This is a genomic window from Paenibacillus spongiae, assembly GCF_024734895.1.
Taxonomy (GTDB): domain Bacteria; phylum Bacillota; class Bacilli; order Paenibacillales; family Paenibacillaceae; genus Paenibacillus_Z; species Paenibacillus_Z spongiae.
Window position 1 is genome coordinate 1,915,665 of record NZ_CP091430.1, and the last position, 13,906, is coordinate 1,929,570.

Genomic DNA, 13,906 nt, shown 5'->3' on the forward strand with positions numbered 1-13,906 from the left:
GCATAATCTTAGTTTTTACGGAGCTTAAACTACCTGGAATAACTACACAGTAAAAACTCGCATCTGAAGCATAGGCTTAAGTTTTGTGTAGCCTATGCTTCACGAAATCCTTCGCAGCAAAACTCGCTTCGTAAGCATAATCTTAGTTTTTACGGAGCTTAAACTTCTCGATTTCCTAAAATTTCGCCACATGCCTTGCATAACGGATCATATTACGGACCGATGGCCGGATTTTTTGCTCCTGCAGCGGGGTATTGTCGTTCTTGGACGGCTTCGAATTCACTTCCAGCAGCCATATGCGGCCGTTAGAATCGAGTGCCAGATCGATGCCCAGCTCGCCGAAATGGGCCGGGATATGCGTATCGATACCTTTGGCGATCTCAAGCGCGGCTTTTTGCAGCCGGGAAGGCGCGTCATGGCCCTGCGCATAGGACAGATTGGACTTGGCGACTGCTTCCTTAACGGTGCTGAGCGTGCCGCCCCGCGCAAGATTGGAGACGAAGTGATGGCTGCCGGCCGTACGCGCGACGATTGAGGTGAGCGACCATTTGCCGGTCTCGTTCTTCTGCACGAGTGCGCGAAAATCAACGGGCCGGCCTCCGATATCGATGAGGTTCAGCCCTTGCTGAATCTGATAGCGGACCGTCTTCATTTTCCCGGAAATGGAGGTGAAGAACTTCAGCAGGCTGGCGAACTGCTGCTTGCGCGTACCGCCGACCGTCGCGAAATGGGCCTGGTAATGATCGCCGTCCTTCGAGATCCGGATGATGCCCTTCCCGAGACTGCCGCGTACAGGCTTCAGAAATACGGTATGGTAGCGCGAGCACATCGATTTAAGCAAGGTGTAATTACGGAGCACATGGGACTCGGGCAGGTATTTGACAAGCGCCGCGTCACGCTTCAATGCTTCGAACACTTCCGGCTTATCCAGAAACTTTTCGTTGAATACGACAGTGTTATAACGGGATTTTACTTCTTTCAAAAAATGTTGTACGCTGGGCTTATTCTCCAGCTTACGGGACGTAAGCCTGTTGTTGACAACGTCCGGCGCAGGGACGGACGCCTTGCGCCAGCCGTCAGCGTAAACCCAGCCTTCAACGGTATTGAAGTTCCCTTCGATGTGATTTGGGGTAAAGAAGTAGACATGGGCGCCTTGCGCGACGCATGCGTCGACAAGCTCCTTGCAAAACATCGTAATGGAACCAAACGGTTTATCCCGCATACTCGGATCATCCCGGCTGATCAGCACGCCGATCAACGGACCGATCGCAAGTGTGGCGGAATCGCTTCGGTATTGAAGGCGAAGCGACGTGTTTGCATAGATTCCCATTCGTCTTGCCAAGCTTTGACCGATACGCATGCCGTCGAACTTTTCGACCGGCACGACTTTTACGAATTGGCGCAATGCGCCGAACTTGAGCGTGACCGGCTGGCCTAGCGGGATTTTCCACTGTTTCAAATAAGCTTCGCCAAGCATGACAGCATCTTCGGGCAATATGCCGGAGCTGATCACTTGTACGGCGATTTTTGATTTCAGCATGGGAATCTCCTTCCAAGCTGGGGGATGGCGACGAGTAGCTAGCGGCCTGTAGGTGATTTACACGAATTAATTTATCATATGAGGACATCTATCCCTTGGTGATTGGCCTGAGCCCTCACTTTCCGTATGAATAAGCCTGAATTTTATCGAATGCTGCCAGAGGATGGTTAGGCAAGGCCGGCTGCAGCTATAATGGGATTAAGAAGTTTTTCATAGATACAAGATAGGCAATGCAATTATGGCGGATAGATAAGGATTCGTAAGGAGGAGAATGACGATGAATGTATATGACAAGGCTTATGAACTGGCGGACGCGCTGAAGGCGGGAGAAGAAGCGAAGGCGCTCAAGGAGGCGCTTCAGGCTGTAGAAGCCGATCCGGATGCGAAGCGGATGATGGATGACTTCCGCGAGAAGCAGGAGAAGCTTCAGCAGCTAATCATGTCCGGCGAAGAGCCGTCCCCGGGCGAGATGGAGAAGATGAACAAGCTGTACGAGTTGATTTCCTTGAATCCGCATGTCAACCGACTGTTTGAGGCCGAGCGGCGGTTTAGCGTCATCTATGACGATGTGAATCGGATTATGTCGGAAGCACTGCGGTCCATCGTCGAATAGGGGACAAACGCATGTCCAAGCAGCCCGCAGAGATGGCGCGAATTGCGCTTCCTTCTGCGGGCTTCTGCCGTATGCGGCAGAGGCGGGTTTGTCTAAGCGGGGCAGGAATAAGGAATTTGTTCCGCGCTCAATGTGATTGAAAGGGGAAAGCGTATGGCAACCGGGGACAAAGAATACGAAGCCCTTACGAAGCACGAGAGGCTCATTCAATATATAGAGAAGCTGTCGATCGGGACAAAGCTGTCGGTCCGTTCCATGGCGGAAGAATTCGAAGTAAGCGAAGGCACGGCATATAAGGCCATTAAGGAAGCCGAGACGCTCGGGCTCGTCAGCACGAAGGAACGGATCGGAACGGTCCGGATCGAACGGAAGAAGCGCGGTAAGCTGGAACGGCTCACCTTCGCCGAAGTGGCCGATATTGTCGAAGGCAGGCTGTACGGCGGCGCATCCGGGCTCAACAAGACGCTGCATAAATTTGTAATCGGCGCGATGGAGCTGGATGCAATGGTCCGGTACATTGACGCCGGAAGCCTGCTTATCGTCGGCAACCGGGAGAAGGCTCACCGCTGTGCGTTGGAGCAGGGAGCGGGCGTGCTGATTACCGGCGGGTTCGGAACGAGCGAGGACGTCAACCGGCTTGCGGATACATTGGGGCTGCCCATTATTTCTTCCAAGCATGATACGTATACCGTTGCTTCGATGATTAACCGGGCGATGTTCGACCGGCTCATTAAGCAGAAGATTATGCTCGTCGAAGATATTGTCACCTACAGCAGACCGGTAGAGACGATGCGCCTCGGCGAATCGGTCGACGACTTTTATAAGCTGTCTGCGCGCACCGGCGGATCGCGTTTTCCGGTTCTGGACGACCGCGGGCGCGTCGTCGGCATGATGACGATGAAGGATGCCGAGGGCGCTCCCGCCGGCCAGCTCGTGGACAAGCTGATGACTCGGCATCTGATTACCGCGGCCCTGAACATTCCGATCGCATCGGCAGCCCATACGATGGTGGCGGAAGGGATCGATCTGCTGCCGATCGTCGACAAGAACCGGAAGCTTCTGGCCGCCATCAGCCGCAGCGAAGTGCTGGATGCGATGCGGTATACGGGAAGGCAGTCCGAATCCGGCGACACCTTCGATGATTTAATCAGCGCGGGTTTTACGAAGACGGAAATCGCCGAGGACGGCAAATGGGTGTATAAGGGGAGAATTACGCCTCAGATGTCGGGAACGTTCGGCATCATCTCCGAAGGCGTGATCGTGACGCTCATGACGCTAGCGGCGCGCGGGCTTATCCGGGAGCTGGGTAAACGCGATCATATCGTGGAGAGCCTGACCACTTATTTCGTCCGTCCGGTGCAGCTTGAAAGCGAGGTAGCCATCGTGCCGAAGCTGCTGGAGATGAGCCGGAAGAATGCGAAGCTGGAAGTTGAATTAACCGATGCCGGCGGATTGGCCGCCAAAGCAATGCTGACAGCCCAGCTTATGGATCCGTTCTGAATTCGGTGACAAAGACAAGGGAGGTGATTCGGCGGCTTATTCGCTGCCCATCACCTCCCCTTAAACGAGTCGGCACCGTTATTTCATAGCCCGATAGATGCTATGATTGCGCAGACCGGCAAACAAATTGAACAAGCCGATCACGATAAACAGCGTACCGATAATCACCTTCACCGTAGAGCCGCTGTATACCAGCATGAACAGCAATGCGAAGAGCAGCAGCATGATGCCCATGGATATGTTCATCATCGAGGCGTTCAAACCGCGCTGGCGCCCGTCTCTGGACCGGCGCGTTTTATAGCTGAAGAAGACAGAGGCGAATAGCGATGCGAATACGCCGATCACCAATAACCAATTTAATGCAACCATAGACGAGGGTACAGCTCCTTTGCAGTGGACGGTTTCTTGCCCCATTGTAACATGAGAGGAACAATAGGCGAAAGTCGCATCCGTCATCCAGGAGGCCGCTCCAATACTTTTGCTTTAAACCACACCTGAAGTACGTTATCGACAACGAGCATCGTCTTGATCTCGACGGTATAATCCTTTTTATAAATATCGGTGTATACTTTCCCGCTCAGCAGCAGCCGGGCCATCTTGGCGTCGGAGTCGATCTCGTAGATGCTTCTGCCGATCAATACCTTCAAATTATCGCGCAGCTTCTTTTTCAAGGCCGTCTGGGTCAGTTCGTCGAGTTTCAAATCCTGTTCGATGATCGGAAGCACGCTCTTAATAACCGTATGCTGGGTTTTGAACTGCTTCAGCTGCTTGATGTCCGTCTCGTATTGGTTCAGCTTCTCTTCCAGCTGGCCGTTCATGTTCTTGATCGCTTCGAAATTCAGCAGGAAGATGGAATGATAGACGATGGCGCCGACGATCAGCCCGACCATGAAGCCGGCAGCCCCCTGCATAAGAGCGTGATAGCGTTCAAACATCGGAACACGCATGTCAGATCGCTCCTCTGCATAGCCAGCGGATAAGCTCCGTGCCCAGATGAGCCCCAAGAAAGGCGCACAGCATATAGCCGATTTGCATCGCAACCGGAGACAGATGGCCTTCGATGATATTGCTCTCTATGACGCGCATCGGATCGATAGAGCCTCCGACAGCCGCGACGAGCGCCCAAATTTTGAGCTGACTGGCGGTTTTGACCATAATGGCGGCCGGCGGCATGAGAAGAAAGACGGAGCCGATGCCGGCCAGCATCGCACCGCCGAATACAACGCCGAACGCGATGAAGAAGTCAATAATGGCCCAAGTCAGAAAAGGATTCAACACCGGCACCACCTGCTTTACGGATCTTGAAAGGACACTTGTCCCTCCTATCTCATTCTATGGGCGATAAGCCCGTCAATATGATAAACTAGTATAAAATGATGCTTCGAAAGAACGAACGAGGAAGGAATGGATGACATGGGCGGCGGACAAGATTTCGTGCACTTGCACGTTCATAGCGAATACAGCTTGTTAGATGGCGCTGCACGCATCCGGAATCTTGTCGCCCGGGCGGCAGAGCTTGGAATGAAGGCGCTGGCACTGACCGATCACGGGGTCATGTACGGCGCCGTTCCGTTTTATAAAGAATGCAGGAAGCACGGCATCAAGCCGATCATCGGCTGCGAGCTGTATTTGACCGCAGGCTCGCGGTTTGAGAAAGGTTCGCGGAAGGAAAATCCGACTTATCATCTGATTCTGCTGGCCAAGAATGAGACCGGCTATCGGAATTTAATGAAGCTGTGCTCCATCGGCCATCTGGAAGGCTTTCATTACAAGCCGCGCATCGATATGGAGGTGCTGGCCGCCTATTCCGAAGGGCTTGTTTGTTTAAGCTCTTGCCTGAGAGGCGAGGTTTCCTGGCATCTGCTGCATGACCGGACCGGGGAGGCGCGCGAAGCGGCGCTCCGTTACCGGAATATTTTCGGCGAGGACTTCTATCTGGAGCTTCAAGACCACGGGCTGCTCGATCAGAAGAAAGTGGTGCAGGCCATGATCGCGCTTGCGCAGGAGACGGGCATTCCGCTTACGGTGACGAATGACGTCCATTATATCGAAGCTTCGGACGCGGCGGTTCAGGATGTGCTCATCAGCATCGGAACCGGCAAGACGGTCGAGGATGAAGACCGGATGCGGATTCTAACCGACCAGCTCTATCTGAAGAGCGCAGACGAGATGGCGAAGCAGTTCCGGCAAGCGCCCGAGGCGGTGGCGAGGACGGTCGAAATCGCAGCCAAATGCGAGCTCGAGCTGACCTTCGGACGTGCGCTGCTGCCATCCTTCGGGCCTATTCCGTCCGGGATGACAAGCGCCGCGTATTTGTCGACGCTGTGCCGGGAAGGGCTCGAGGCCCGTTATGCAGGCAAACCGGAATGGACGGAAGATCCGGCATACCGGGAGCGGGCCGAGCAGCGGCTGCTCTACGAGCTTTCCGTTATCGACAGCATGGGCTTCAACGATTACTTCCTGATCGTATGGGATTTCATCCGGTTTGCCCACGACCAGGGAATCCGCACCGGTCCCGGACGGGGCTCGTCGGCAGGCAGTCTGGTCGCTTACACGCTCCGAATTACGGATGTCGACCCGCTCAAGTACAAGCTGCTCTTCGAACGGTTCCTGAATCCGGAACGCATCTCGATGCCGGACATCGACATCGATTTCAACGATGAACGGCGGGACGAGGTCATTACTTATGTATCGGCAAAATATGGCGAGGAGCATGTCGCGCAGATCATCACCTTCGGGACGATGGCGGCGCGCGCGGCGGTCCGTGACGTCGGCCGGGCGATGGCCGTTCCGTTCGCGGAGGTTGACCGGGCAGCCAAGCTGATTCCCGGCCAGCTCGGCATGACGCTGGAGGAAGCCCTCCGCGTCAGCACCGAGCTGCGCGAGGCGTATGAGCGGCAGCCGAAGACCAGGGCGATGCTCGATATGGCGTTGAAGGTGGAGGGCATGCCGCGCCATGCCTCTACGCATGCCGCAGGCGTCGTGATCTCCGGCAAGCCGCTGACGCATGTCGTTCCGCTTCAGGCCGGCACGGAGCAGACGGCGCTAACGCAATATTCGATGGAGCACCTGGAAGCCGTTGGCTTGCTGAAGATGGACTTTCTCGGCCTACGGACGCTCTCGATTCTGGAACGGGCGCTTGAATGGGTAAAGCGGCAGCATGGGATCACAGTCGATTTTCGGTTTATTCCCGACGATGACCCGCTGACGTATGCCATGCTGAGCCATGGGGATACGACTGGTATTTTCCAGATGGAGTCCGCTGGTATGCGACGGGTGCTGCGGGAGCTGAAGCCAACGAAGTTCGAAGACATCGTATCCGTCGTCGCATTATACCGGCCAGGCCCGATGGAGTTCATTCCGAAGTTCATCCAGGGCAAGCACGGGGTCGTGGAGGTCGAGTATCCGCATCCGTCACTCGAGCCGATTCTTGCCGATACGTACGGCATCATCGTCTATCAGGAGCAGATTATGCAGATCGCCTCGTCGATGGCGGGCTTCTCGCTCGGAGAAGCGGATTTGCTCCGGCGTGCCGTATCAAAGAAGAAGCGCGAGGTGCTTGACGAGCAGCGGGCACATTTTGTGCAGGGCAGTCTGGGGCAGGGGTATTCGGAGGAAGACGCGAACCGGGTCTACGATATGATCGTCAGGTTCGCCGACTATGGTTTTCCCCGCGCGCATGCGGCCGCTTACGGCGTGCTTTCCTTTCAGACGGCTTGGCTGAAGGCGAATCATCCGGTGCCGTTCATGGCTTCGATGCTCGCATCGGTGACAGGGAACCAGCACAAGACGGCCGAATATGTCGACGAATGCCGAAGAATGGGCATTGACGTGCTGCCTCCCGACGTGAACGAGAGCGATATCTCGTTCACGCCGGCGGAAGGCGCGATTAGGTTCGGCTTGGCGGCGATCAAGAATGTCGGAAGCCAGGCAATCGAGTCGATCAAGAAAGAAAGAGCGGAGCGTCCATTCGACAGTTTGCTCGATCTGTGCAGACGCGTCGATCTGCGCGTAGTGAACAAGCGGGTGCTGGAATCGCTTGTTCAAGCAGGCGCTTGCGATACGCTCCCGGGACACCGGGCGCAGCTCTTCGCGGCGCTGGACGAGACGGTGGATGCCGCGTCCAGGTGGCGCAAGGAACGGGAAGAGCTGCAGCTGGAGATGTTCGGCTTCGACGAAGTTCAGAACTGGGATGTCGAGCTGCCGGAAGTGCAGCCATTCACGACCGGTCAGCTGCTTGAGCTGGAACGCGAGCTGCTCGGGCTCTATCTGTCCGGCCATCCGCTGGATGATTACGAGCCCGCCTTGGAAGAGCTGCCGCTGGACAGGCTGGTCGATTTGGCTGAAGCGCCGGAAGGCGGGAAGGCGCTTATCGCCGGGATGGTCGTATCGGCGAAGCGCTTTACGACGAAGAAGGGGCAGGCGATGGCGTTCCTGGAGCTGGAGGACCGGATCATGCGCCTGGAAGCAGTCGCCTTCCCGGCGGTCTGGTCGCGCCATGCGGCGCTTCTGGAGCCCGGAAGCCTCGCCGTCGTGCTGGCGACGGTCCAGCATCAGGACGAAGACTTCAAGCTGCTGCTTGATGACGTCGTCCCGCTCGGCCGCCCGGACCTGAACCTGGCGGAGCAGGTCCGGCGGCTGCAGCGGCAGGCGCAAGCGCGGGGAGCGTCCCGCGGCGGCGGCGCGCAAGCGCCCACGGCGCAGGCCGGCGCCCGCAGAAGCGGCAGCGCGCAGCCTGCCCAGGCTTCGGCGCCAGCCGCGGCTGCGTCCGCGCCGAAGCCGCCTCAAGGCGGCGCGGCGGAGCCTGCGGGCAAGCCGCATCAGCAGCGGGCCGCCCAGGCTGCGCCCGCTGCGGCGGTCAGGCGGCAGCAGCATCAGCAGCGGCTGTATATCAAGGTTGCCGCAGGCCGGGAAGAAGCGGCGGCGCTCGAGCGGCTCAAGACGCTGCTGTCCGGTAATAACGGCCCGCTTGAGACGGTGCTGTTCTATGAAGCACGGCAGAAGACGGTCGCCCTCAGCGAGGCTTACCGCGTGAAGCCGTCCGAGCAGCTGATCACGGACATCGAGTCGTTATTCGGCAAAGGCTCGGCAATTGTGAAATAACTTGCCGCCTGATCGCTATTTTACATGCACAACTTACGCCCTGTCCGCATACATTTATGAGACACGGAGCCCGAAGACAGCGGATCTTCTGCGTAGAAGATCCGCTTGTGGAGCTCCGTATTTTCGCCGCTTGAGCGTGAGTACGACGACAAATCCGGTTACGGGAGAATGTCTCAGCCTCACGCGCAAGCCGATGCGGGGGGATGAATCATTGTTATCCGAAATGGAGAAGTGGCTGCTCAGCCGGGGAGTTACCGTCAGCGATGTTGCAGAAATCGTCTATTCGCTGCAGAGGCCGTATAATACCGATTTGACCGTAGAGGAATGCGCGGAGAGCGTACTGGCGGTGCTCGCAAAACGCGAAGTTCAATATGTGCTGTTCACGGGCATCGCCTTGGATGAGCTGGCGGAGCGCAAGCAGCTGCCGCAGCCGCTGCAGGCGATTATGGAAGCAGACGAATCCTTGTATGGCGTGGATGAGACGCTGGCGCTCGGAATAACGAATGTATACGGGATGATCGGACTGACCAGCTTTGGTTATTTAGATAAAGTGAAGCCGGGCATCATTCGCAAGCTGAATGAGAAAGGCAAGCATGTGCATGTGTTTCTTGACGATTTGATCGCCGGACTGGCGGCCGCGGCATCGGCTCGCATCGCTCATAAGGATCCCAAAGCGAACCGTTATCAGATCCCGGACGCCCCCTAATAATGGGAATCGTTCATGGATCCCGGGCGCTCCCTAAGGAAGTGCCTGCCCGAAGGTTCACAGATCCCGGGCGTTCCTTAAGGAAGTACTCATTCGAAGGTTCACGGTCCCGGGCTCCCGCAAACATACCCTCGTGCATCGTTGCGATGAAAATAACATTTATGATATCATTATGACATCATATGCCCGGATACCGTGAATTTCATGAGAAAGAAACACAGCGTGCATGCGATCGACCCTTGCATCAAGCAGGTTAATTATGTTCAGGAGGTACCTTTCATGTGGACGGTCATTTATATCGCGCCAACGGCCAAAATCGCGGAAAGCATTCGAAATCGACTGACGCAGGAAGGGTTTCTCGTAAAGATTCGCCCGATTAATGTATCCAAGCAGCAGTTTGAAATATTGGTTCCATCCGGTGAGTTGGAAGAAGTTCAGGAAGTGCTCAACAACATTTTGAATACGCAGCGGTAACTACCGCGCCCCGAAGAGGTGTCTCTTTTGTTCAAGGACTTATTTCATAAAAAGAAATATGCGACGATTCCTTCCGGGCAAACGCGGACCAAGCCGGACATACCCGAAGGATTGATGTCAAAATGCCCCCAGTGCGGCAACATTCAATTCAGCAAAGAAATTGAAAAGAACTTAAAGGTCTGCCCAAGCTGCGGCTACCACTTCCGCTTGAATGCTTGGGAACGGATCGCGATGACGCTTGACGACGGGCACTTGAATGAATTCGATGCCAAGATGGAATCGAAGGATCCGATCGGCTTCCCGGATTATGCCGCCAAGCTGGAAGCGCAGAAGAAAAAAACAGGCATGGCCGACGGCGTCGTGACCGGCGAAGGCTTGATCGGCGGACTACCGGTCGTCGTCGCCGTGATGAGCTTTGATTTCTTCGCGGGAAGCATGGGCTCGGTTATAGGCGAGAAGATTACGCGTGCGATCGAATACGCCCATGAGAAGCGTCTTCCGCTCATCATATTCTCGACGTCAGGCGGCGCCCGCATGCAGGAGAGCATTATCAGCCTCATGCAAATGGCGAAGACCAGCGCGGCGTTAGCGAAATTCCAAGGCGAGGGCGGATTGTACATTTCGGTCATGACCGATCCGACCTACGGCGGGGTTCCCGCAAGCTTCGCGACGCTTGGCGACTTTAATTTGGCCGAGCCCGGCGCTCTCGTCGGATTTGCCGGCCGGGTCGTGATCGAACAGACGATTCGCCAGAAGCTGCCGGACAATTTTCAGACGGCTGAGTTCAACCTGCAGCACGGGCAGCTCGATAAGGTTGTTCACCGCAAGGAACTGAAATCGCTGCTGACCAAGCTGGTTGACATGCATTCGGCAAAGGGGGATACGACTTATGGCGGTTGATCTGCCATTTGAGAAGCCTTTAAATGACCTGCGCAACAAAATTGAAGAGCTCAACAAGCTGAGCCAAGGGTCTGGCATCGATTTTTCGGAAGAAATTTCGCGGCTTGAGGAGCGCTGCAAGGCTTTGCAGGAAGAGATGTACAGCGAGCTTACGCCCGCTCAGAAGATGCACATTGCCCGACATCACCAACGTCCGACTTCGCTGGACTACATACAGTCGATATTTACTGATTTTATCGAGCTGCATGGCGACCGCCTGTTCGCGGATGATCTGGCGATTGTCGGTGGACTGGCTAAGCTGAACGGGGTGCCTGTGACCGTCGTCGGGCATCAGCGCGGCAAAGATACGAAGGATAATATCGCCCGTTTCTTTGGGAGCCCGCATCCGGAAGGATTGCGGAAGGCGCTCCGCCTTATGCAGCAGGCGAATAAGTTCGGACGCCCGATCATCACCTTTATCGATACGAAGGGCGCCTACCCCGGCAATACCGCGGAGGAACGCGGGATATCGGAGTCTATTGCACGCAATCTGCGCGAAATGGCAACGTTCGGCGTGCCGATCGTTTGCGTCGTCATCGGTGAAGGGGGAAGCGGCGGCGCGCTTGCGCTTGGCGTAGGCAACCGGGTGCTCATGCTTGAGAATGCGATCTATTCGGTTATATCGCCCAACGGAGCCGCTTCTATTCTATGGAAGGATGCGTCCCGCGCAGATGAAGCGGCCGGCGTCATGAAGATTACGGCCGGCGATCTGCAGGAGTTCGGTATTATCGAGGAGATCATTCCCGAACCGCGCGGCGGCGCTCATCGCGATTACGCCTCGCAATCGGAATTGATCAAAGACGCGGTATGGCGCCATCTGCAGGAGCTTGCTCCCCTGTCTGCGGAGGAGCTCGTGACGGACCGCTATAATAAGTTCCGCAAGATCGGCGAATTCCGGGAGCCGGAGAAGGCCGTACAGCCCGAATCCGTTCAGGAGCTGCCGGAAGTGTTTGAGACCGCTGATTCCGGTCAAGCATAGTAATTACCGCGAGGCCTGCGTTAGAGGCCGTTCTTGTAAACAAGTACGTAAGTTATGCAATATACGGAGGGAATAACAACACAATGCGCAAAACAAAAATCGTATGTACCATCGGACCTTCCAGCGAATCGCTTGAGAATACGAAGAAGCTGATTAACGCCGGAATGAACGTTGCCCGCCTTAATTTCTCCCATGGCGATTTCGAGGAGCATGGCAACCGAATCAAGAATATCCGCCAGGCATGCCAGGAGCTTGGGAAGAACGTCGCGATCCTGCTGGATACGAAGGGTCCGGAAATTCGTCTGGGCAAGCTGAAGGAAGAACCGATCGAGCTTATACAAGGCGAGACAATTACGTTGACAACGGAAGAGATTCTCGGCGATAAGGAACGTATCCCGGTGACCTACTCGAATTTGCCGGAGGATGTGCACATCGGTTCCACCGTTCTGATCGACGACGGTCTGATCGGATTGGTCGTTGAATCGATCCAGGGCACGGAAATCAACTGCCGCATCGTGAACAGCGGTCCGATCAAGAGCAAGAAAGGCGTTAACGTGCCGGGCGTTCATATCTCGCTGCCGGGCATTACCGAGAAAGACGCAAGCGACATCGTCTTCGGCATTGAACAAGGAGTCGACTTTATTGCGGCTTCCTTCGTCCGCAAGGCGAGTGACGTATTGGAAATTCGCGAGCTGCTCGAGCGTCATAATGCGAGCTATATTCAGATCATTTCCAAGATCGAGAATCAGCAGGGCGTAGACAACCTCGATGAAATTCTTGAAGTATCCGACGGCTTGATGGTAGCGCGCGGCGACCTTGGCGTGGAAATTCCGGCTGAAGAGGTGCCGCTGGTTCAGAAGCAAATGATCCAGAAGTGCAACCTTGCCGGCAAGCCTGTCATTACGGCTACGCAAATGCTTGATTCCATGCAGCGCAACCCGCGTCCGACGCGCGCGGAAGCCAGTGACGTCGCGAATGCGATCTTCGACGGTACGGATGCGATCATGCTGTCCGGCGAGACGGCGGCGGGCAAATACCCCGTGGAGTCGGTTCAAACGATGTCGCGTATTGCCGTTCGTGCCGAAGAGGCGCTGGAATACCGCGAGATTTTCACCAAGCAAGCCAATGCGCAGCAAACGACCGTCACCGAGGCGATCAGCCAAGCAGTAGCGAACTCCGCCTTGGATCTGCAAGCCAAAGCGATCATCACCTCGACGGAGAGCGGTTATACGGCCCGCATGATATCCAAGTATCGTCCGAAATCGCCGATTATCGCCGTAACCCCGGTCGAGCAAGTTATGCGCCGCTTGTCGCTCATCTGGGGCGTCATTCCGGTTAAGGGCACATCGGCTGAAACGACGGACGAAATGTTCGATATTGCGGTTCGCGGCGGAATCGACTCCGGAATCGTGAAGCTGGGCGATACCGTTATTATTACGGCAGGCGTGCCGGTTGGCCGTTCGGGCTCGACCAATCTGATGAAGATTCATACGATCGGAGAGCTGCTTGCCAAGGGCCAAGGCATCGGAACGCAAAGCGCAACCGGCAAAATCGTCACGGCGCGCTCCTCGCAAGAAGCGCTGGCGAAGACGACGGAGGGTGCGATTCTCGTTACCGGCTCGACCGATAAAGATTATATGCCGGCGATCGAGAAAGCGGCCGCAGTCATTACCGAGCAGGGCGGCGTAACGAGCCATGCGGCTATCGTAGCGTTAAACCTGGGAATTCCGGTTATTCTGGGCGTACAGAATGCGCTGGATCAGCTTCAAGACGGCATGGAAGTAACGGTATATGCCGAGGTCGGAGTCATTTACTCCGGACAAGCCAAGGTTCTCTAAGGCCGGCATTATACGGAAACGGAATAAGCATACTAACGAAAGCGATGGTGCGAAAGCTGCCGTCGCTTTTGTTCAAATATAAGAGAGTATCTTCCATACTTCGCTTATATTTCAGAGCGAAGAAACTCGCTCGCCTCCAATGACGGCGCAGCCGGTTCTTCTTGCTTTATCACCAAAACATTGGACAAGCGGCTGAGGCTAACGGCTGGCCGTA

At 55.7% G+C, this 13,906-nt stretch carries 12 protein-coding genes; 8 read left to right on the top strand and 4 right to left on the bottom strand.

Annotation, left to right across the window (positions count from 1 at the left end):
* Positions 1-175: 175 nt before the first annotated feature.
* Positions 176-1,540, bottom strand: coding sequence for a YheC/YheD family endospore coat-associated protein (locus tag L1F29_RS08765; RefSeq protein ID WP_258387945.1), 1,365 nt, complete (start codon positions 1,538-1,540; stop codon positions 176-178).
* A 277-nt stretch (positions 1,541-1,817) separates the two neighbouring features.
* On the opposite strand from L1F29_RS08765, the gene L1F29_RS08770 reads away from it, so the two are divergent.
* Both L1F29_RS08770 and L1F29_RS08775 read left to right on the top strand, forming a co-directional pair.
* Positions 1,818-2,153, top strand: a complete 336-nt coding sequence (locus L1F29_RS08770) for a YlbF/YmcA family competence regulator (RefSeq protein WP_258387946.1) — start codon at positions 1,818-1,820, stop codon at positions 2,151-2,153.
* A 153-nt stretch (positions 2,154-2,306) separates the two neighbouring features.
* Positions 2,307-3,653 (top strand): DRTGG domain-containing protein, encoded by a 1,347-nt coding sequence (locus L1F29_RS08775; RefSeq protein WP_258387947.1) that lies wholly within the window; start codon positions 2,307-2,309, stop codon positions 3,651-3,653.
* 78 nt (positions 3,654-3,731) lie between these two features.
* On the opposite strand, the gene L1F29_RS08780 is transcribed toward L1F29_RS08775, so the two are convergent.
* The 3 genes from L1F29_RS08780 to L1F29_RS08790 all read right to left on the bottom strand — a co-directional run bounded on the left by L1F29_RS08780 (position 3,732) and on the right by L1F29_RS08790 (position 4,928).
* A complete protein-coding gene (locus L1F29_RS08780; RefSeq protein ID WP_258387948.1) occupies positions 3,732-4,022 on the bottom strand; it encodes a YtpI family protein in 291 nt (96 codons plus the stop codon).
* Positions 4,023-4,105: 83 nt separating this feature from the next.
* Positions 4,106-4,600 (bottom strand): sporulation membrane protein YtrI, encoded by a 495-nt coding sequence (locus L1F29_RS08785; RefSeq protein WP_258387949.1) that lies wholly within the window; start codon positions 4,598-4,600, stop codon positions 4,106-4,108.
* A 1-nt stretch (position 4,601) separates the two neighbouring features.
* Positions 4,602-4,928 carry a YtrH family sporulation protein gene (locus L1F29_RS08790; RefSeq protein WP_258389647.1) on the bottom strand — a complete coding sequence of 109 codons (327 nt, stop codon included), beginning with the start codon at positions 4,926-4,928 and terminating at the stop codon, positions 4,602-4,604.
* Between the two features lie 129 nt (positions 4,929-5,057).
* Here L1F29_RS08790 and L1F29_RS08795 point away from each other — a divergent pair, with 129 nt between their 5' ends.
* The 6 genes from L1F29_RS08795 (at position 5,058) to pyk (ending at position 13,692) form a co-directional block, all read left to right on the top strand.
* Positions 5,058-8,756 (top strand): DNA polymerase III subunit alpha, encoded by a 3,699-nt coding sequence (locus L1F29_RS08795; protein ID WP_258387950.1) that lies wholly within the window; start codon positions 5,058-5,060, stop codon positions 8,754-8,756.
* A gap of 193 nt (positions 8,757-8,949) precedes the next feature.
* Complete coding sequence (locus L1F29_RS08800; RefSeq protein WP_373876533.1) at positions 8,950-9,462, top strand: phosphatidylglycerophosphatase A family protein; 513 nt, start codon at positions 8,950-8,952, stop codon at positions 9,460-9,462.
* A gap of 279 nt (positions 9,463-9,741) precedes the next feature.
* A complete protein-coding gene (locus L1F29_RS08805) occupies positions 9,742-9,936 on the top strand; it encodes a glutamate decarboxylase (protein ID WP_204817885.1) in 195 nt (64 codons plus the stop codon).
* 27 nt (positions 9,937-9,963) lie between these two features.
* Positions 9,964-10,836, top strand: a complete 873-nt coding sequence (accD, locus tag L1F29_RS08810) for an acetyl-CoA carboxylase, carboxyltransferase subunit beta (RefSeq protein WP_258387952.1) — start codon at positions 9,964-9,966, stop codon at positions 10,834-10,836.
* Positions 10,826-11,854: an acetyl-CoA carboxylase carboxyltransferase subunit alpha gene (locus L1F29_RS08815; RefSeq protein WP_258387953.1), complete on the top strand. Its 1,029-nt coding sequence runs from the start codon at positions 10,826-10,828 to the stop codon at positions 11,852-11,854. The genes accD and L1F29_RS08815 overlap by 11 nt, the downstream gene beginning before the upstream one ends.
* 83 nt (positions 11,855-11,937) lie before the next feature.
* Positions 11,938-13,692: a pyruvate kinase gene (gene pyk / locus L1F29_RS08820; protein WP_258387954.1), complete on the top strand. Its 1,755-nt coding sequence runs from the start codon at positions 11,938-11,940 to the stop codon at positions 13,690-13,692.
* The last annotated feature ends 214 nt before the right edge of the window (positions 13,693-13,906 follow it).